Source organism: Pseudomonas sp. WS 5027 (genome assembly GCF_012985695.1).
In the GTDB taxonomy this organism is placed as follows: Bacteria; Pseudomonadota; Gammaproteobacteria; order Pseudomonadales; family Pseudomonadaceae; genus Aquipseudomonas; species Aquipseudomonas hygromyciniae.
Genome location: NZ_JAAQWU010000016.1, coordinates 130,317 through 149,784, shown reverse-complemented (window position 1 = coordinate 149,784; position 19,468 = coordinate 130,317). Strand labels below are relative to the sequence as shown.

Genomic DNA, 19,468 nt, shown 5'->3' with positions numbered 1-19,468 from the left:
CGGCGCTTAGGGTAGAAAGGGCGGGACGAGAAGTCTCCCACGGTCCGTACTGGCTAGAGTCGGAATCGGGCTTTTAGTCGCCGCCCACCCCTTCAAGTCTAAACATACAAGCGGGCTTGCCCGCGATGGTGGAGTATCAGTCGCCGGATAGATTGACTGAAGCACCGCTTTCGCGAGCAAGCCCGCTCCCACATTTTTAGTCCGTGTTTACCCCATACCTACAGGAGTTCTAACGACATGGCCGTTACCTGCACCACCCTTGAACAAGTCCGGGAAAACATCGACCGCCTTGACCACCAGATCGTCGCCCTACTGGCCGAACGCGGCAGTTTCGTCTCCCAGGCCGCCCGCTTCAAAAAAGACAGCGATGGCGTCAAGGCTCCCCAGCGTGTCGAACAAGTCATTAACAAGGTTCGTGATCTATCGCACACCCTTGGCGCCAACCCCGACGTCACTGAACAGGTGTACCGGGCGATGATCAGCGCATTCATCCAGCAGGAATTGGCCGAACACGCCGCTCTCACACAACCCACGACATAACCCCCGGTGGCGAGCGGGCTCGCCACAACCAATATGCCGTCCCAACAAATTGCTCACCCGGCTTTCACATCTCCCCGACGAATCCTCTCCTAGACTTCCCTTATCAGCCGCTCAACGGCCTGGGAGTATGAGATGTGGCGTTTTGCTGTGATGCTGGGCGTGGTGATGGCACTTTCAGGGTGCCAATCCACCCACGATGAGTTGCTGGCCAAGGGTTATCCACCGGCCTTCGCTGATGGTTTTGACGATGGCTGCAGCAGTGGGCGGCAGGCGGCCGGGGTGATCACCGGAGCGTTTCGCAAGAACGTCCCACGCTATTTGAAAGACCGCGCGTACGCCGAAGGCTGGGAGGATGGCTTTCGCCAGTGCAAGGCCATGCGCGAAAGCGAGGACCAGGATGACTACCGGGAGCGCCACTGGGACGAGCGCGAGCGCGCCTGGCAACAAGAGAAGGACCGTGACGCCGCGCGCGCCTATCGCAGCCAATAAAACCACTCAACCGATGTAGGAGCTGGCTTGCCAGCGATGGCGACCGAAAGGTCCGCTCACCAACGCCTGCCATCATCGCCAGCAGCCGGCTCCTACCGTGAATCAGCGTTATGGCTCAGACGATGCCCTGCGCCAGCATCGCATCGGCCACTTTCACAAAGCCCGCGATGTTCGCGCCCTTCACGTAGTTGACCCGGCCATTTTCCTCACCGTAATGCACACAGGCGTGGTGGATCGACTGCATGATGTTGTGCAGCTTGCTGTCCACTTCACCGGCGGTCCACAGCAGGCGCATGGCGTTTTGGGACATTTCCAAACCACTCACCGCCACGCCGCCAGCATTGGAGGCTTTGCCCGGTGCGAACAGAATGCCCGCATCGACGAAGATATCCACAGCCTCAAGCGTAGTCGGCATATTGGCGCCTTCGGCCACGCAGATGCAGCCGTTGCGCAACAGGTTGTGGGCAGCTTCGGCGTCCAGTTCGTTCTGGGTTGCGCATGGCAGGGCAATGTCGCACGCCAATTCCCACGGGGTCTTGCCGGCGCGGAACTCCAGGCCAAAGCGTGTGGCCAGTTCGCTGATGCGCCCGCGCTGCACGTTTTTCAGCTCCAGCAACGCCGACCATTGCTCGTCGGTCAAACCGCTTTCGCAGTACAGGGTGCCTTCGGAGTCGGACAGGGAGATCACCTTGCCGCCCAGGTCCATGACTTTGCGCGCCGCGTACTGCGCGACGTTGCCGGAGCCAGAAACCGCCACGCGCTTGCCTTCGACCCGCTGGCCCTGGCGCTTGAGCATTTCTTCAGCAAAGTACACACAGCCAAAACCGGTGGCTTCCGGACGGATCAGGCTGCCGCCGTAGCTCATGCCCTTGCCGGTAAACACCGAGGTGAATTGGTTGCTCAGACGCTTGTACTGGCCAAACAGGAAACCGATTTCCCGAGCGCCCACGCCAATGTCGCCAGCGGGTACGTCCACATCCGCACCGATATGGCGATACAGCTCGCTCATGAACGACTGGCAAAAACGCATGACCTCGGCGTCGCTCTTGCCCTTGGGATCAAAATCCGAGCCGCCCTTGCCGCCGCCCATGGGCAGCGAGGTCAGGGAGTTCTTGAACGTCTGCTCGAAGGCGAGGAATTTCAGCACCCCCAGGTTGACCGACGGATGGAAGCGCAAGCCGCCTTTATAGGGGCCAATGGCACTGTTCATCTGGATGCGGAAGCCGCGATTGACCTGGACCTTGCCCTGGTCATCCACCCACGAAACCCGGAAGGTAATGGCCCGTTCCGGCTCGCAGATGCGCTCAAGAATGCCTGAGGTCAGATAATGGGGATTGGCTTCAAGAAAAGGCCACAGGCTGCGTAGGACCTCTTCCACGGCTTGGTGGAATTCCGGCTGGTCCGGGTCGCGTTTCTTGAGGCGGGCAAGGAAGGATTCGACGGATTCGATCATGAAAAGTCTCGGCAGATTTCTTGTCGTTAATGGCGATTTGCCCAGGACTTTATCAATTCATGTCGCACCGCGACAGGGCAAAATGTCGCTTTTGTGAATTTAAATGGTGCAATAGATATAAATAACTGAGCCTTAGCGCCCCAAAAAGGGTATTTCGACTTAAAGCATGCACCAATAGTTAAACCGCTTTCGCGAGCAAGCCCGCTCCCACATTCGACCGCATTCCAAGGTTGAAACTCGATCAAATGTGGGAGCGGGCTTGCTCGCGAATGCATTCAACGCGGTATTCCCGAAACACAGGCAAAAAAACGGAGCCCGAAGGCTCCGCTGTTTTCAAACCAGCCGATTCAGGCCAGTTTCTTGTGCCGTACACGATGCGGCTGGGCAGCCGCTTCGCCCAGGCGCTTCTTGCGGTCGGCTTCGTACTCGGTGTAGTTGCCTTCGAAGAACACCGCCTGCGAGTCATCTTCGTACGCCAGGATGTGTGTCGCCACGCGGTCAAGGAACCACCGATCGTGAGAGATCACAATCGCGGCGCCCGGAAAGTCCAGCAAGGCTTCTTCCAGGGAACGCAGGGTTTCAACGTCGAGGTCGTTGGACGGTTCGTCGAGCAGCAGGACGTTGCCGCCCTCTTTCAGGGTCAGGGCCAAGTGCAAGCGACCACGCTCACCACCGGACAGGTCCTTAACGAACTTCTGCTGGTCGCCGCCCTTGAAGTTGAAGCGGCCAACATAGGTGCGCGACGGGATTTCATAGTTGCCGATGCGGATCTGGTCGGAACCGTCGGAAATCTGCTGGAACACTGTCTTGCTGCCGTCGAGGTCTTCGCGGCTCTGGTCGACGCAGGCCAACTGCACGGTTTCGCCGACTTCGATGGTGCCCGAATCCGGTTGCTCCTTGCCCATCAGCATGCGGAACAGCGTGGATTTACCCGCACCGTTACCACCGATCACGCCAACGATGGCGCCTTTAGGCATGGAGAACGACAGGTTGTCGATCAGCACGCGGTCGCCATAGCCTTTGCAGACGTTCTTGAACTCGATGACCTTGTCACCCAGGCGCGGACCGGCCGGGATGTAGATTTCGTTGGTCTCGCTGCGCTTCTGGAATTCCTGGGACTGCATTTCCTCGAAGCGTTGCAGACGGGCCTTGGATTTCGACTGACGGGCCTTGGCGCCTTTGCGCACCCATTCCAGCTCGTCTTTCATGGCCTTTTCATGGGCCGACTGCTGCTTGGATTCGGCGGCCAGACGGTCGGACTTGGCTTCCAACCAGCCGGAGTAGTTGCCCTCGTAAGGGATACCCGCGCCGCGGTCGAGTTCCAGGATCCAGCCGGCGACGTTGTCCAGGAAGTACCGGTCGTGCGTGATCGCAACCACGGTGCCCGGGAAGTCATGGAGGAAGTGTTCCAGCCAGGCCACGGAGTCGGCGTCCAAGTGGTTGGTCGGTTCGTCGAGCAGCAGCATGTCGGGGGCCGACAGCAGCAGGCGGCACAGGGCCACGCGGCGCTTTTCACCACCGGACAGGTGCTCGACCTTGGCGTCCCACGCCGGCAGGCGCAGCGCATCGGCGGCGACTTCCAGCTGGCGCTCCAGGTTGTGACCATCGCCGGCCTGCAGGATGGCTTCGAGCTTGGCCTGTTCGGCGGCCAGTTTGTCGAAGTCGGCATCCGGCTCAGCGTAGGCGGCATAGACCTCGTCCAGGCGGGCCTGGGCGTCCTTGATGACGCTGACGGCTTCCTCGACCACTTCACGCACAGTCTTGGACGGATCCAGGATCGGCTCTTGCGGCAGGTAGCCGATGTTCAGTTCAGGCATCGGGCGGGCTTCGCCTTCGAACTCGGTGTCGACGCCAGCCATGATTTTCAGCAGCGTGGACTTACCCGAACCGTTGAGGCCGAGCACGCCGATCTTGGCGCCAGGGAAGAAGGACAGCGAAATGTTTTTCAGGATTTCCCGCTTCGGTGGAACAACTTTGCCCAACCGATGCATGGTGAAAACGTATTGAGCCAAAATGTGGACCTCGTAAAAAGATGAGAACAGGGCCTGCGTAGCGTCATGGCGCTGTACGTAGCACATCGAATGATCAAGGTTAACCTAAGTCAGCGGCGGCGGGCAGATTGACAGGCGCTTTTGAGCCGCGCTTTTTCCTGATGCGGGCCAGATGGCACACAATACCCCGCCTCCCCAAATGAAGAAGACACATGTCACATGCATTCTGGACCACGCCTTACCCTATGACTGTCCCGGGAAACAGCTTCCATGCTTAACGTCATGTCTGCACTGGGGTTGCTGCTATTAATGCCGGGGCCGACAAATACCCTGTTATTACGCTCTGGCGTGCTCTCGGGTTTCAGGCGGGCCTGGCCCCTGAGCCTGTTGGAGTGCCTGGCTTACCTGCTGCAGATATCTTTTTGGGGATACGCCCTCAGCCATATTGGCGCCAATGCGCCCTGGTGCCTGAAGGTGATGCAGTTCTTATCTATTTGTTACCTGGTCAAGACCTCGTACGGCTTGTGGCGCGAGCCTGCCACCCATCTGCTCCCACTGCCCGGGGCACGGGTATCGAACTGGCATTTCTTTTTACTGACGCTGATCAACCCGAAAGGTTTGCTGGTGGTTTCGTTCGTCGTGCCGGTGCAGACTTTTGCCGATATGGCCCTGTACGGGCAGTTCGTCATGCAATTCACGGCGGTAGTGATCCCCGTTGGCTGCGCCTGGGTGCTGTTTGGTGCGCGTATCAAGCGCAGCGGACATGCCTGGTTGACCCCGCAGAACATAAACCGCATGGCCTCTGTGGTTATTGGTTGCTTTGCGCTGGCAATTCTATTCAAACTGGCGGATGACTTGATCCGTACCGGCCCGGCCTTATAGTCCCGCCAGGCGGGGCTGGCACTTTGCCACAACTCAAGGCATGCTAGCCGCCCTCCGGGCGTCCGGCTTATAGTGCACGTCGCGCGCCAGTACAGCCAAACCGCAGGATCACAGCTTGACCAACGTAACAAAGCCAAGCCCCTTGCGCGCAGACCATATTGCGCCAGGCGCGCCCCTGCACGGAACCCTCAAGGGCGCGTTGGCGACGCTGGTCCTGTTGCTGCTCGCGCTATTGTTCTGGCAACTGCTGGACCAATTGCAGCAAAACCAGAAGAACCAGCAGCAATACACCATCAACTACAGCGCCGACCTGGCCGAACAGATCAGCCTGAACATGGCGCTGAGCGCGCAAATCGCCCTCAACCTGCTGCCGATTGTCGAGCCGCCGCGCAACGAAGAACAGCACCAGGCCCTGATGCGCAGCTTGCAACGCTCGCTGCCGGAACTACGCAGCGTCGCCCTGCTCGCCCCCAGTGGCGCGATCATCAATGACACCGCCGCCGACAGCCAAGACAGTGCCTGGCTCGAAGAGCTGGTCAAGCGCAGCCATGCCCAGTCCTATTACCTGAGCAATAACAGCGACGGCTCCGTCATCTACCTGCTGCTGCACCAACCCAGTGGCGGCGCAAAAATGTACTGGGCATTGCGCCTGGCCCCCAATTACCTGGCCAACCTGACGCGCCAGGATGGCCAGGGGCCGCGCCCGATGTGGGCAATTGAAAACCAGTTGAACCACCGGGTTGTCAGTCGCGACAGCGGTATGCCCAGCCAATGGTCGGCCGGGCTGACCCCGGAAGAACTGAATAAAACCGTACTGGTCACCCCCTTGAGCAAAAGCGACTGGCAACTGCGCGGCCTGTTTGATCGCGCCGCCGTGCTGGAGCAACTGCTGCCGGCGTTTATCGGCAAGTGCCTGCTGGGCCTGGCCTTTTCGCTGATCCCGGTACTGGTGCTGCTGAACATGCGTCGCCGCCAGCGCCAGGTCAACGAAGGCCGGCGCCGCTATCAGGATATCTTCGACGGCACCGGCGTGGCCTTGTGCGTGCTCGACCTGTCGGGCCTGCGGGGGTTCTTCGACAAGGCCCAGTTGCACACCCGCGAGCAGTTGCAGGACTGGCTGCAAACCAGCCCCGAGCAACGCCAGCAACTGCTCAAGGAACTGCGCATCACCGAAGTCAACCAAGTGGCGGTGCGCCTGCTGAATGTGGCGTCCTGCGAACAGGCCTGGGACCGCTTGATCGACGGTTGCGCACTGAACACCAGCGCTATTGGCTACCAAGTGCTGGAAGCCGTGCTGACCCAGCAAAAACAGCTGGAGCTGGAGATTCAACTCAGCGATATCGAAGGCAACGACCAATACCTGTGGCTGGTGATGCGCCTGCCGGAAGCACAGCACGACTATAAAGCGGTGATCCTCAGCATCAGCGATATCACCAGCCGCAAACTGATCGAACTGTCGCTGGTGGAGCGCGAAAGCTTCTGGTCGGATGTGGTGCGCACCGTGCCGGATCACCTGTATGTGCAGGATGTGATCAGCCAGCGGATGATCTTAGGCAACCACCACCTGGGCCATACCCTGGGCTACAACAGGCACGAACTGCAGCAGATGGGCGAATACTTCTGGGAGATCCTGCTGCACCCTGAAGACGCCGAGCACTACCACGAACTGCGCCAGCAACAGCGCGCAGCCGGTTACCTGGCACAGTTGCAGTGCCAGTTGCGCTTTCGGCACCGAAACAACCAGTGGCGGCGCTTCGAGATCCGCGAACAGGCCCTGGCCCGGGACAAGAGCGACCAAGTCACGCGGATCATCGGCGTGGCCAAGGACATCACCGATCAGATCGAAGCCAGCGAGTCCCTGCGCGACAGCGAGCAGCGCTACCGGATGTTGGCCGAAAGTATCAGCGACGTGATTTTCTCCACCGACAGCAAGCTGGCCCTCAACTACGTCAGCCCGTCGGTGAATGCCGTGCTGGGCTATGAAGTCGACTGGATCTTCAAGAACGGCTGGCAATCGACCATCGCCAACCCGCAACAACTGACCGGCATCTACACCCTGGTAGAACGGGTCAGCCGCGCCCTCGACCAGCCCGAAGCCCTGGCCCTGCTGCGCGATGACGTGCAGACCCAACTGTTCCTGTTCGATTGCCTGCGGGCCGATGGGCGCAAGGTGCCGATCGAGCTGCGCCTGGTGCTGGTGTGGGACGAGCACGGCGCGTTCGAAGGCATCCTCGGCGTGGGCCGTGACATCAGCCAGCAACGCCGCGCCGAGAAAGACCTGCGCATGGCCGCCACGGTATTCGAACACTCCACTTCGGCGATCCTGATCACCGACCCGGCCGGCTATATCGTGCAGGCCAACGAAGCCTTCAGCCGGGTCAGCGGTTATGCCGTGGCCGATGTGCTCGACCAGTTGCCGAACATGCTCACCGTCGATGAACAGCAGGAAGCCCACCTGCGTTATGTGCTCAAGCAACTGCACCAACACAGCACCTGGGAAGGCGAAGTGTGGCTCAAGCGCCGCAGTGGCGAGCATTACCCGGCGTGGGTCGGCATTACTGCGGTGCTGGATGACGAAGGCGACCTGGCCAGCTATGTGTGCTTCTTCAGCGATATCAGCGAGCGCAAGGCCAGTGAGCAACGCATCCACCGCCTGGCCTACTACGACGCCCTGACCCACCTGCCCAACCGCACGCTGTTCCAGGACCGCCTGCACACCGCGCTGCAGTCGGCCGAACGGCAGAAGTCGTGGGTGGTACTGATGTTCCTCGACCTCGACCGTTTCAAGCCGATCAACGACTCCCTGGGCCATGCCGCCGGCGATCGCATGCTCAAGGAAATGGCCACTCGTCTGCTCGGCTGTGTGGCCGAGGACGATACCGTGGCGCGCATGGGCGGTGACGAGTTCACCTTGCTCCTGCAACCACGGGTCAGCCGCGAAATGGCGCTGAACCGGGCGATCCACGTGGCCGAGCAGATCCTCGCCAGCCTGGTGAAGCCGTTTGTGCTCGAAGGCCGCGAGTTTTTTGTCACCGCCAGTATCGGTATCGCCCTGAGCCCTCAGGACGGCAACGAACTGAGCCAACTGATGAAAAACGCCGACACGGCGATGTACCACGCCAAGGAACGCGGCAAGAACAACTTCCAGTTCTACCAGGCCGACATGAACGCCAGCGCCCTGGAGCGCCTGGAACTGGAGAGCGACCTGCGCCATGCCTTGGAACAGAACGAGTTCGTGCTGTATTACCAGCCGCAGTTCAGTGGCGATGGCAAACGTTTGACCGGCGCCGAAGCGCTGCTGCGCTGGCGTCACCCACGCCGCGGGCTGGTGCCGCCGGGGGATTTCATCCCGGTACTGGAAGAATTGGGCCTGGTGGTGGATGTGGGCGACTGGGTGATCGACGAAGCGTGCCGGCAACTCAAGACCTGGCACCAGAACAAGGTACGGGTGCCCAAGGTCTCGGTGAACATTTCGGCGCGGCAGTTCTCCGATGGACAGTTGGGCACGCGGATCGCCACCATCCTCAAGGAAACCGGACTGCCGCCGGCGTGCCTGGAGCTGGAGCTGACCGAAAGTATCCTGATGCGCGAGGTCAACGAGGCCCTGCAGATCCTTGCCAGCCTGAAAAACCTCGGCCTGAGCATCGCGGTGGACGACTTCGGCACCGGCTATTCATCGCTCAATTACCTCAAGCAATTCCCGATTGATGTGCTGAAGATCGACCGCACCTTCGTGGACGGCCTGCCGTCCGGCGAACAGGACGCGCAAATCGCCCGGGCAATCATTGCCATGGCCCACAGCCTGAACCTGGCGGTGATCGCCGAAGGCGTGGAAACCCATGAGCAACTGGACTTCCTGCGCGAGCATGGCTGTGACGAGGTGCAGGGCTATCTGTTTGGGCGGCCGATGCCGGCCAATCGGTTTGAGGCGCAGTTCTGTAATGATGCGCTGTTCATGTTTGACTGAAGTTTTGCGGTGAGGCTGATGGCCTCTTCGCGAGCAAGCCCGCTCCCACATTTGAATGTGTTCGCAAATCAAATGTGGGAGCGGGCTTGCTCGCGAAGGGGCCCTCGAATACGCCATCCATCTCTGGATGAGCGCCACTTGTCCGCGACATGATGTCCTTTCATATGCCATCTAAAACCCATTGGGTTAGAATGCCCCTCTTTTCTGCCCCCGATCCTTGAGGACCGCCATGTTCAGCCGTGATTTGACTATTGCCAAGTACGACGCCGATCTCTTTGCCGCCATGGAGCAAGAAGCTGTGCGCCAGGAAGAGCACATTGAGCTGATCGCTTCGGAAAACTACACCAGCCCTGCGGTGATGGAGGCTCAAGGTTCGGTTCTGACCAACAAGTACGCCGAAGGTTATCCGGGCAAGCGTTACTACGGCGGTTGCGAATTCGTCGATATCGTCGAGCAACTGGCCATCGACCGTGCCAAAGAGCTGTTCGGCGCCGATTACGCCAACGTCCAGCCACACGCCGGCTCCCAAGCCAACGCGGCCGTCTACCTGGCCCTGCTGCAAGGCGGCGACACCATCCTGGGCATGAGCCTGGCCCACGGCGGTCACCTGACCCACGGCGCCAGCGTTTCGTCCTCCGGCAAGCTGTACAACGCTGTGCAGTACGGCATCGACGGCAATGGCCTGATCGACTACGACGAAGTCGAGCGCCTGGCGGTCGAGCACAAACCAAAAATGATCGTGGCCGGTTTCTCTGCCTACTCGCAGATCCTCGACTTCCCACGCTTCCGTGAAATCGCCGACAAGGTTGGCGCCTACCTGTTCGTCGACATGGCCCACGTGGCCGGTCTGGTCGCCGCTGGCGTCTACCCGAACCCGGTGCCTTACGCTGACGTCGTGACCACTACGACCCACAAGACCCTGCGCGGTCCACGTGGCGGCCTGATCCTGGCTCGCGCCAACGCCGATATCGAGAAGAAGCTGAACTCCGCGGTATTCCCGGGTGCCCAGGGTGGCCCGCTGGAGCACGTGATCGCCGCCAAAGCGATCTGCTTCAAGGAAGCGTTGCAGCCTGAGTTCAAGACTTACCAGCAACAAGTGGTGAAAAACGCCCAGGCCATGGCCAGTGTGTTCATCGAGCGCGGTTTTGACGTGGTTTCCGGCGGTACTGAAAACCACCTGTTCCTGCTGTCGCTGATCAAACAGGACATCTCCGGTAAAGATGCTGACGCTGCCCTGGGCAAAGCCTTCATCACCGTCAACAAGAACTCGGTACCGAACGACCCACGTTCGCCGTTCGTCACCTCGGGCCTGCGCTTCGGCACCCCGGCCGTGACCACTCGTGGCTTCAAGGAAGCAGAGTGCAAGGAACTGGCTGGCTGGATCTGCGACATCCTGGCAGACCTGTCCAACGAAGCCGTGATCGACGCGGTACGTGAGAAGGTCAAGGCCATCTGCAAGAAGCTGCCGGTATACGGCGCTTGATTGCAGTCGCTTGAATAAAAAGCCCGCTGTGTAGGAGCGAGCTTGCTCGCGAAAAACGTCAACGGTAACGCGTGCATCCTGAATGCACGCGGTGCCTATGAGTTCTTCGCGAGCAAGCTCGCTCCTACAGGCGGGCTTTTTTATGCCGATTTGAATTTGGAATGTAGATCAAAAGGTGGGAGCGGGCTTGCTCGCGAAAGCGGTGTATCAGTCGGCACATGCATCAACTGACAGGTCGCTTTCGCGAGCAAGCCCGCTCCCACATTTTTGACTGTGTTTCAGGTCAGGATTGGTAAACGCGCGCAAACCCTGCGCGGATTTTGTCTTCCGGCAATTCGTCGGCAATAAACACAATCACACTCTCCCGCGCCTCGCCCTCGGCCCATTCGGTGTCCCAATCGAACCCGTAGAGCTTGAGCACGCCCTGGAACACCATGCGCCGATCCTCCCCGGCAATGTTCAGTACGCCCTTGTAGCGCAGCAGTTGCTTGCCATGTTCTTCCAGCAGTTCGTTCATGAACTCACTGAGGCGGTCGATATCCAGCGGTTGTTCGGTGCGCAGTACCAGGCTGGAGATACGGTCGATGGAGGGTGCCTGGCTAACCGGGCGCAAGGTCATGCCCGCGTTGAGATTGAAGCCGCGCACATCCAGTAGTTCAGCCAAATCGATCTTGCCATGTTCCACCACGCGAATCGGCGCGCGACGGTTGATGCGCGTCAGGCGCTGACTGAGGGCCTCGAAACTGGCGTCGTCCACCAGATCGCGCTTGCTCACCAGCAGGCGGTCGGCAAAGCCGATCTGGGCCTGGGCGATGGTCTGGGTCAGGTGGTGTTCGGCGTGGGCGGCGTCCACCAGGGTGATGATGCCGTCGAGGATATAGCGTTCGCGCAGTTCTTCATCGATGAAAAAGGTCTGGGCCACCGGCGCCGGGTCGGCCAGGCCGGTGCATTCGATCACCAGGCGGTCGAAGGCGATCTCGCCGCTGTCCAGGCGTTCGAGCAGCAGGTACAGGGCTTTGGTCAGGTCGGTGTGGATGGTGCAGCACACGCAGCCGTTGGACAGGGTCATGACTTGGACCGGCTCATCGCCCAGCAATTGGGTGTCGATACCGGCGTCGCTGAATTCGTTTTCGATCACGGCGATTTTCAAGCCGTGTTCGGCCTTGAGCAGATGACGCAACAAGGTGGTCTTGCCAGCGCCGAGGAAGCCGCTGAGGACCGTGACGGGGATGGGAGAGGACAAAAATATTCTCCTGAAAAATGGGAACGCAAAAACCACTGTAGGAGCGAGCTTGCTCGCGAAGAACGTCAACGATAACGCGTGCTATCAGGATGCACGTGGTGTCCTTGGGTTTTTCGCGAGCAAGCTCGCTCCTACAGTTAAAGCAGTTTTACCAACTTAACAGCACTTGGGCCCGCCCTTGCCGCCGTAACGGGCTTCCTGGCGTTCCCGGAAGAACGCCTCGTAGTCCATCATCGGTTTGTCCGGGTGCTTGGTTTGCATATGCTCGACGTAGTTGTCGTAGTCGGGCATGCCGACCATCAGGCGTGCGGCCTGACCGAGGTATTTACCGAGGCGACCAATGTCATTGAACATGTTTGCAACCCTCTATCACGCGTCCGGCATGGCTTGGAATGGCGCTTCTTTATCCGTACGTTCCTTGGTACCCCAGGCGGCCACGCCGACTTTGATCGCATAGAACAGGATGCTGAAGACCACGAACAGGAACAGTACCGTCAGCGTCGCGTTGGTGTAGGCGTTCCAGATCACATGCTGCATCTGGTCGATGCTCTTCGCCGGAGCGAGGATCTGCCCGTTGGCCAGTGCATCGCTGTACTTCTTGGCCAGCGACAGGAAACCGATGGCCGGGTTGGCGTCGAACAGCTTGATAAAGCCTGCGGTGGTGGTGCAGATCAGCAGCCAGACAGCCGGCAGCAGCGTCACCCAGATGTAGCGCTGGCGCTTCATTTTGATCAGCACAACGGTAGCGAGCATCAGCGCGATACCGGCCAGCATCTGGTTGGAGATGCCGAACAGCGGCCACAAGGTGTTGATGCCACCCAGCGGGTCGATCACGCCTTGATACAGCAGGTAACCCCACATCGCCACACAGCCTGCAGTTGCGATCAGGTTGGCGGTCCAGGACTCGGTACGCTTGAGCGCCGGAACGAAGGAGCCGAGCAGATCCTGGAGCATGAAGCGACCGGCACGGGTACCGGCGTCAACAGCAGTCAGGATGAACAGTGCTTCGAACAGGATCGCAAAGTGGTACCAGAATGCCATGGTGTTTTCACCCGGCAGCACACTGTGCAGGATCTGCGCGATACCAACCGCCAGGGTCGGCGCACCGCCGGCACGGGCCAGGATGGTGGTTTCACCGATATCGTTGGCCACTGCCTGCAGCGCTTCCGGGGTAATTGCAAAGCCCCAACTGCTGACGGTCTGTGCAACGGTCACCACATCAGTGCCGACAATCGCCGCAGGGCTGTTCATGGCGAAGTACACGCCTGGCTCGATCACCGAAGCGGCAACCATGGCCATGATGGCGACGAACGACTCCATCAACATGCCGCCATAACCGATGTAGCGCGAGTGGGCTTCATTGGCCAACAACTTGGGCGTGGTGCCCGAGGAGATCAGCGCATGGAAGCCGGACACCGCACCACAGGCGATGGTGATGAACAGGAACGGGAACAGGCCGCCCTTCCATACCGGGCCGGTGCCATCGATAAACTGGGTCAGCGCTGGCATTTTCAGGTCAGGCATGGTGACCAGGATGCCGATCGCCAGGGCGATGATCGTGCCGATTTTCAGGAACGTCGACAGGTAGTCACGGGGCGCCAGGATCAGCCACACCGGCAATACCGCCGCCACGAAACCGTAGCCGACCAGCATCCAGGTGATCTGGATCCCGGTGAAGGTGAAGGCCTTGGCCCATACCGGATCAGCGGCGATCTGCCCGCCCAGCCAGATCGAGCCCAGCAGCAACAGCACGCCGATGATCGAGATCTCGCCGATGCGGCCCGGGCGGATGTAGCGCATGTACACGCCCATGAACATCGCGATCGGGATGGTCGCCATCACCGTGAAGATGCCCCACGGGCTTTCGGCCAGGGCCTTGACCACGATCAGCGACAGCACCGCGAGGATGATGATCATGATCAGGAAGCAGCCAAACAGCGCGATGGTCCCGGGAATGCGGCCCATCTCTTCGCGAACCATATCCCCCAGGGAGCGGCCGTTGCGACGAGTGGACAGGAACAGGATCATGAAGTCCTGCACCGCACCCGCCAGCACCACACCGGCAATCAGCCACAGGGTACCTGGCAGGTAGCCCATCTGCGCGGCCAAGACCGGCCCGACCAAAGGACCTGCACCGGCAATGGCGGCGAAGTGGTGACCGAACAGAATATGTTTGTTGGTCGGCACATAGTCCAGACCGTCGTTGTTGATCACTGCGGGGGTGGCCCGCCGTGGATCGAGTTGCATCACATTATTTGCGATGAACAGGCTGTAGTAACGATAAGCCACCAGATAAATGGCGACTGCCGCGACTACAATCCACAAGGCGTTGATCGCCTCGCCGCGACGCAAAGCCACTACGCCCAGGGCGCACGCTCCTACGATTGCCAGCAACAGCCAGGGTAGATGGCGGAGCAGGCTATTATTATTTTTCATTTTTATATTCCAGCCAGGTTGGACAGAAAGACAGCCAGTCCGAGTTTAGCGCGCTGCGCCTTAAAGACCAGCCCCCTACGTTGGTCTAGAGCCTTGCCGGGGTGAAAAAGACAGAAATAAACGCCCGATAATGGCGCAAGGCTACAATTGCTGTACCTACCGAGGGTTTCACCATGAGCGAGCAGCCATCAGATCGACGCCGTTTTCGGCGGATTGCCTTCGATGCCAAGACCGAACTCAAGCAGAACGGCCAGAAATGGCGTGTGCAGTTAGTGGATTTATCGCTCAAAGGGCTGCTGGTACAAAAGCCCACGCCATGGCTGGGCAAGCGTGACGAGCCATTTGATGTGGACATTCATTTGGACGCCGATACGGACGTCAGCATGCAAGTGCGGCTGGCCCATGACGACAACGGGCAACTGGGGTTTGTCTGCGCATATATCGACGTGAACTCGATCAGCCACTTGCGCAGGTTGATCGAGCTGAATCTGGGGGATGAGGACGAGCTGCATCGGGAGCTGGGCGAGTTGCTGAGCATCTGACGATGCGCACACGTCAATGTGTGGCTTGCCTGCGATGGCGACGTGTCAGCCAGGGATGCATCGACTGATTCGACGCCATCGCAGGCAAGCCAGCTCCTACAAGGTTCTGTGGTGTAGCGGGTTACTCGAACAAGGCATCCAGGGCCTGTTCCAGACGCGTCACCGCAATCACCTGCAACCCCGGTGGCGCCTCCTTCGGTGCATTGCCCTTGGGCACGATGGCGCGCTTGAAGCCATGCTTGGCCGCCTCCTTCAGACGCTCCTGGCCGCTGGGCACCGGGCGTACCTCGCCCGACAGGCCCACTTCGCCAAACACCAACAGATCATGGGGCAACGGCCGATTGCGCAGGCTCGACATCACGGCCGCCATCAATGCCAGGTCCGACGCGGTTTCCAGCACCTTGACGCCGCCGACCACGTTGAGGAACACGTCCTGGTCATGGGTCGGAATCCCACCGTGGCGATGCAGCACCGCCAGCAGCATCGCCAGGCGGTTCTGATCCAGGCCCAGGGTCACGCGGCGCGGGTTGGCCAGATGGCTGTCGTCCACCAGGGCCTGGACTTCCACCAGCATTGGCCGGGTGCCCTCCCACGTCGCCATCACCACACTGCCCGGGACTTCTTCCTGGGCGCGGGTCAGAAAAATCGCCGAGGGGTTGGAGACTTCTTTGAGCCCCCGGTCCGTCATGGCGAACACCCCCAGTTCGTTGACCGCTCCAAAACGGTTTTTTACCGCCCGCAACAGACGCAGGCGCCCGTCGGACTCGCCCTCGAAATACAGCACCGTATCGACCATATGCTCCAGCACCCGCGGGCCGGCCAACGCGCCTTCCTTGGTGACATGGCCGACCAGGAAAATCGCCGTACCGCTTTGCTTGGCATAGCGCACCAGCAGTGCCGCGCTCTCCCGCACCTGGGACACCCCACCCGGTGCCGATTGTAGTTGCTCGGTGAAGATCGTCTGGATCGAGTCGATCACCATCACCTTGGGTTTTTCCACACGGGCGGTGGCGATGATGCTTTCGATACAGGTCTCGGTCATGACCCGTAGCTGGTCCTGGGGCAAGCCCAGGCGACGGGCGCGCATGGCCACTTGCTGCTGGGATTCTTCGCCGGTCACATACAAGGCCGGCATGCGGCTGGCGATGCTGCACAGGGTCTGCAGGAGGATGGTCGACTTGCCGATGCCCGGATCGCCGCCGATCAGCACTACAGAGCCGTCCACCAGGCCGCCACCGAGCACCCGGTCAAGCTCGCCGGAAGCGGTGGAGAAGCGCGGTATTTCTTCGACGCTGACTTCAGCCAGAGTCTTGATCTGGGCTTGCTGGCCGGTCCAGCCTGCGCGACCGGTGGGTGCTGCGGCGCCGCCACTTTCAATCATGGTTTCAGTGAGGGTGTTCCACGCCCCACATTCGCCACACTGGCCCGCCCATTTGGGAAAGGTCGCGCCGCACTCCGTGCAGCCGTACATGCGCTTGGCCTTTGCCATCTGAGAACCTCCAACCGAAAAACCGCGATGATAGCTCAGCGCGGCGGTGCGGTACGGATTTCCCCGTTGGCCAATCGTGTAGCGCTGTTGCCCAGCGGGTCTTCGGCGTTCAGGTCAGCGCCTTGGGCCTTGAGCGCATCAAGCAGTTCGACGCGCTTGAACAGCCCGGCGTACATGGCCGCCGTCTGCCCGGCGCCGTTGCGTTGGTCAGGGTTGCAGGCGGTGCCCAGCAAGCGCCGGGCAATGCTCAGCTCGCCCTTGAAGATCGCGCCCATCAACGCCGTATTACCGCGCTTGTCCTGCACGCACGCATCGGCACCGGCCGCCAGCAGTTGCTCCACGGCCGGCCCCTGCCCGTGATAGGCAGCGAGGATCAGCGCGGTGTAACCCTTGTCATCGACGGTATTGAGGGAATAGCCGGACTCGATAAAGGTGTTGAGCATTTCCACGTCACCACGCCGGGCGGCGTCGAAGTAGTAATCCTGTAACTGCGCCTTGAGCGCCTGCGGGTCGGCGAACACGCTCAAGGACCAGCAGGCCAAAAGCGCCCCAATAAAGCTACGCATCTTCAAAATCCTCTACGGCCCCCTTAAGGGCACCGCGTTAATCCTGAATGTACGCGGTGCCTTTGAGAGCTTCGCGAGCAAGCTCGCTCCTACAGAAGTGGGTATTAAGATCAGTCGTTCAGTTTTTCGGCCAGAGCCTTGACGCGTGACAGATCACCCTTGGCCACTTTGGCCACGCCAGTGCCATATTCCGGGTCGGCCTTGTACAGGAACGACAGAATAATGTGCTTGCTGACGTCATCCGTGGTCGCCAGGGAGCCACCGAAGCTGTCGATCAAGTCCTGGCGTTCCTTCTTGCTGAAGGAGCGATACAAGTCGCCCGCCTGCTTGAAGTTCTGCTCACGCTGGATCTTCGCCTGCTGGGTGCTGCCGGCAAGGGCCATCTGGCTGTAACGCGCACTTTGCGGCTCTTCCCGCGGTTCCAGGCGGCTTGGCTGGTAGTTCACGCCGCTGCTGGTCTTGCCGAAGTTCATCGCGCCATCCTGGTTACCGTTGTTGACGGTGACCCGTGGTGCGTTGATCGGCAATTGCAGGGCATTGGCGCCCAGGCGGTACATTTGCGTATCCGCATAGGAGAACACTCGGCCTTGCAACAGACGGTCTTCCGACGGTTCGATGCCCGGCACCAGGTTCGCCGGGGCCATGGCCACTTGCTCGGTTTCCTGGAAGACGTTGGCCGGGTTGCGGTTGAGCACCATCTGCCCAACTTTGCGTTCTGGAACATCAGGCCAAATCTTAGTGGCGTCCAGAGGGTCGAAATCAAACTTGGCCAGCTCTTCAGGCTTGAGGACTTGTACATACAGATCCCACTTGGGGAAGTTGCCCTTGTTGATCTGTGTGACCAAGTCGTTAGTCATATGGCTGTAATCACGGCCCTGGACGTCAACAACTTGCTTGGGGTCCAGATTCTTGATGCCTTGCAGGCTCTTCCAGTGGAACTTGACGTAATGCACTTGCCCCTTGGCATTGATCAACTTGTAGGCATGGACGCCATTGCCATCCATCTCTCGGTAACTGGTCGGCGTGCCGGAGTTCGAATACAGCTCGGTCAAGGTCCGGGTAGCTTCGGGAACATGGGAGAAGAAGTCGAAACGACGGGAGTCGTCATCCAGGTTAGTGCGCGGGTCAGGCTTGAACGCATGCACCATGTCCGGGAACTTGATCGCATCACGGATAAAGAATGTCGGGAAGTTGTTGCCCACCAAGTCCCAGTTACCTTCGGCGGTATAGAACTTGGTGGAGAATCCGCGAGGATCGCGCAATGTTTCCGGGGAGTGGTTGCCGTGGACCACGGACGAGAAGCGCACAAACACCGGCGTGGCTTCGCCGGCCGCAAATACTTTGGCCTTGGTCAGGTCGCTGAGGTTATCAGTGACCGTGAAGGTGCCATGGGCGCCCGTGCCACGGGCATGCACCACACGCTCGGGAATGCGCTCGCGGTCAAAGCGCTGCAGCTTCTGGATCAGTTGCACATCCTGGAGCAGGACCGGACCGTTCGCACCCGCGGTCTGCGAGTTCTGGTTGTCGCCCACCGCCGCACCGTTATCGCGGGTCAGGTTGGCGGCACTGACCGACAACGACAATAGACTGATGCCGGCAACCAACAGCAGATTGCGCGCAGCAATAGGCCTGCGACTAATAAGGTTTTTCATCAAGGATTCCTCTGGTTTTATAGGCACTTTTAAAGGTGCATGCCAAAGGCTAGTGATCCTGGCGCCAGAAGATAAATAGAAAACTCCCACCAACCCGATTGAAAAAATAGTGTGTCAAGCCACTGAAATAGCGGGTATTTCGCGCGCGATTGATGGCACTTTGCAAACTATTTGCGTTTTAATGTGTCGATTACGACGAGCTTTGTTAACAGTTGTGTCGAGCAAGCCACTGCAGACTGACTTACACTAAGTTCCTCTCCTCTCAACTGTAACAAGGAATAACCAATGGGCGTGATCAGTGAGTTCAAGGCCTTCGCGGTCAAAGGTAATGTGGTCGACATGGCGGTCGGTATTATCATCGGCGCCGCCTTCGGCAAAATTGTTTCGTCCTTTGTAGGCGACGTGGTAATGCCTCCAATCGGCCTGCTGATCGGTGGGGTGGATTTCGGTGACTTGGCGGTAACGCTCAAGGCAGCCCAGGGCGATGTTCCTGCAGTGGTCCTGGCCTACGGCAAATTCATCCAGAGCATCATTGACTTCGTGATCGTCGCGTTCGCGATCTTCATGGGCGTCAAGGCCATCAACCGCCTCAAGCGTGAAGAAGCCGCCGCGCCAAGCCTGCCGCCGGTGCCGACCAAAGAAGAAGAACTGCTGGGCGAGATCCGCGACCTGCTCAAGGCTCAGAACAACAAGCCCCTGTAGCCAACCTGCAACACCTGTCGGCCACTGAAAAAA

Annotated in this window: 15 protein-coding genes; 7 read left to right on the top strand and 8 right to left on the bottom strand. The window is 59.7% G+C overall.

Annotated features, from left to right (window positions below; genetic code table 11):
• Positions 1-237 precede the first annotated feature (237 nt).
• Together HBO09_RS19955 and HBO09_RS19950 are read left to right on the top strand one after the other, a co-directional pair.
• A complete protein-coding gene (locus tag HBO09_RS19955; protein WP_169999411.1) occupies positions 238-540 on the top strand; it encodes a chorismate mutase in 303 nt (100 codons plus the stop codon).
• A 132-nt stretch (positions 541-672) separates the two neighbouring features.
• The gene (locus tag HBO09_RS19950; protein ID WP_169999410.1) at positions 673-1,029 is read left to right on the top strand and encodes a hypothetical protein; all 357 of its coding nucleotides are present in this window, start codon (positions 673-675) and stop codon (positions 1,027-1,029) included.
• 115 nt (positions 1,030-1,144) lie between these two features.
• Here the strand turns inward: HBO09_RS19950 and gdhA are convergent, their stop codons facing one another.
• On the bottom strand, positions 1,145-2,482 hold the full coding sequence (gdhA, locus tag HBO09_RS19945; RefSeq protein ID WP_169999409.1) for an NADP-specific glutamate dehydrogenase: 1,338 nt from the start codon (positions 2,480-2,482) through the stop codon (positions 1,145-1,147).
• Between the two features lie 347 nt (positions 2,483-2,829).
• Entirely contained in the window at positions 2,830-4,494 is a 1,665-nt protein-coding gene (gene ettA / locus HBO09_RS19940; RefSeq protein ID WP_029292090.1) for an energy-dependent translational throttle protein EttA, read from the bottom strand.
• A 249-nt stretch (positions 4,495-4,743) separates the two neighbouring features.
• On the opposite strand from ettA, the gene HBO09_RS19935 reads away from it, so the two are divergent.
• The 3 genes from HBO09_RS19935 to glyA all read left to right on the top strand — a co-directional run bounded on the left by HBO09_RS19935 (position 4,744) and on the right by glyA (position 10,805).
• Positions 4,744-5,355, top strand: coding sequence for a LysE family transporter (locus HBO09_RS19935; RefSeq protein ID WP_169999408.1), 612 nt, complete (start codon positions 4,744-4,746; stop codon positions 5,353-5,355).
• A gap of 115 nt (positions 5,356-5,470) precedes the next feature.
• The gene (locus tag HBO09_RS19930; protein ID WP_170060952.1) at positions 5,471-9,322 is read left to right on the top strand and encodes a bifunctional diguanylate cyclase/phosphodiesterase; all 3,852 of its coding nucleotides are present in this window, start codon (positions 5,471-5,473) and stop codon (positions 9,320-9,322) included.
• A 229-nt stretch (positions 9,323-9,551) separates the two neighbouring features.
• Positions 9,552-10,805: a serine hydroxymethyltransferase gene (gene glyA / locus HBO09_RS19925; RefSeq protein WP_038443507.1), complete on the top strand. Its 1,254-nt coding sequence runs from the start codon at positions 9,552-9,554 to the stop codon at positions 10,803-10,805.
• 283 nt (positions 10,806-11,088) lie between these two features.
• Here the strand turns inward: glyA and yjiA are convergent, their stop codons facing one another.
• From yjiA to HBO09_RS19910, 3 genes are all read right to left on the bottom strand, one after another.
• Positions 11,089-12,048 carry a GTPase gene (yjiA, locus tag HBO09_RS19920; protein WP_169999406.1) on the bottom strand — a complete coding sequence of 320 codons (960 nt, stop codon included), beginning with the start codon at positions 12,046-12,048 and terminating at the stop codon, positions 11,089-11,091.
• A 156-nt stretch (positions 12,049-12,204) separates the two neighbouring features.
• Positions 12,205-12,402: a YbdD/YjiX family protein gene (locus HBO09_RS19915; RefSeq protein WP_169999405.1), complete on the bottom strand. Its 198-nt coding sequence runs from the start codon at positions 12,400-12,402 to the stop codon at positions 12,205-12,207.
• Positions 12,403-12,417: 15 nt separating this feature from the next.
• The gene (locus HBO09_RS19910; RefSeq protein ID WP_115129043.1) at positions 12,418-14,484 is read right to left on the bottom strand and encodes a carbon starvation CstA family protein; all 2,067 of its coding nucleotides are present in this window, start codon (positions 14,482-14,484) and stop codon (positions 12,418-12,420) included.
• 173 nt (positions 14,485-14,657) lie between these two features.
• Here HBO09_RS19910 and HBO09_RS19905 point away from each other — a divergent pair, with 173 nt between their 5' ends.
• A complete protein-coding gene (locus HBO09_RS19905; RefSeq protein ID WP_169999404.1) occupies positions 14,658-15,026 on the top strand; it encodes a PilZ domain-containing protein in 369 nt (122 codons plus the stop codon).
• Positions 15,027-15,147: 121 nt separating this feature from the next.
• On the opposite strand, the gene radA is transcribed toward HBO09_RS19905, so the two are convergent.
• From radA to HBO09_RS19890, 3 genes are all read right to left on the bottom strand, one after another.
• Positions 15,148-16,515: a DNA repair protein RadA gene (radA, locus tag HBO09_RS19900; RefSeq protein ID WP_029292126.1), complete on the bottom strand. Its 1,368-nt coding sequence runs from the start codon at positions 16,513-16,515 to the stop codon at positions 15,148-15,150.
• A gap of 35 nt (positions 16,516-16,550) precedes the next feature.
• Positions 16,551-17,081 carry an ankyrin repeat domain-containing protein gene (locus tag HBO09_RS19895; protein WP_169999403.1) on the bottom strand — a complete coding sequence of 177 codons (531 nt, stop codon included), beginning with the start codon at positions 17,079-17,081 and terminating at the stop codon, positions 16,551-16,553.
• A 110-nt stretch (positions 17,082-17,191) separates the two neighbouring features.
• Positions 17,192-18,733: a catalase gene (locus tag HBO09_RS19890; RefSeq protein WP_169999402.1), complete on the bottom strand. Its 1,542-nt coding sequence runs from the start codon at positions 18,731-18,733 to the stop codon at positions 17,192-17,194.
• 285 nt (positions 18,734-19,018) lie between these two features.
• On the opposite strand from HBO09_RS19890, the gene mscL reads away from it, so the two are divergent.
• The gene (gene mscL, locus HBO09_RS19885; RefSeq protein ID WP_076963559.1) at positions 19,019-19,435 is read left to right on the top strand and encodes a large-conductance mechanosensitive channel protein MscL; all 417 of its coding nucleotides are present in this window, start codon (positions 19,019-19,021) and stop codon (positions 19,433-19,435) included.
• Positions 19,436-19,468: the final 33 nt, after the last annotated feature.

Coding starts and splice junctions, on each gene's coding strand:
- HBO09_RS19955 (WP_169999411.1), top strand. CDS start 238: ATGGCCGTTACCTGCACCACCCTTGAACAAGTCCGGGAAAACATCGAC.
- HBO09_RS19950 (WP_169999410.1), top strand. CDS start 673: ATGTGGCGTTTTGCTGTGATGCTGGGCGTGGTGATGGCACTTTCAGGG.
- gdhA (WP_169999409.1), bottom strand. CDS start 2,482: ATGATCGAATCCGTCGAATCCTTCCTTGCCCGCCTCAAGAAACGCGAC.
- HBO09_RS19935 (WP_169999408.1), top strand. CDS start 4,744: ATGCTTAACGTCATGTCTGCACTGGGGTTGCTGCTATTAATGCCGGGG.
- glyA (WP_038443507.1), top strand. CDS start 9,552: ATGTTCAGCCGTGATTTGACTATTGCCAAGTACGACGCCGATCTCTTT.
- HBO09_RS19915 (WP_169999405.1), bottom strand. CDS start 12,402: ATGTTCAATGACATTGGTCGCCTCGGTAAATACCTCGGTCAGGCCGCA.
- HBO09_RS19910 (WP_115129043.1), bottom strand. CDS start 14,484: ATGAAAAATAATAATAGCCTGCTCCGCCATCTACCCTGGCTGTTGCTG.
- HBO09_RS19905 (WP_169999404.1), top strand. CDS start 14,658: ATGAGCGAGCAGCCATCAGATCGACGCCGTTTTCGGCGGATTGCCTTC.
- radA (WP_029292126.1), bottom strand. CDS start 16,515: ATGGCAAAGGCCAAGCGCATGTACGGCTGCACGGAGTGCGGCGCGACC.
- HBO09_RS19895 (WP_169999403.1), bottom strand. CDS start 17,081: ATGCGTAGCTTTATTGGGGCGCTTTTGGCCTGCTGGTCCTTGAGCGTG.
- HBO09_RS19890 (WP_169999402.1), bottom strand. CDS start 18,733: ATGAAAAACCTTATTAGTCGCAGGCCTATTGCTGCGCGCAATCTGCTG.
- mscL (WP_076963559.1), top strand. CDS start 19,019: ATGGGCGTGATCAGTGAGTTCAAGGCCTTCGCGGTCAAAGGTAATGTG.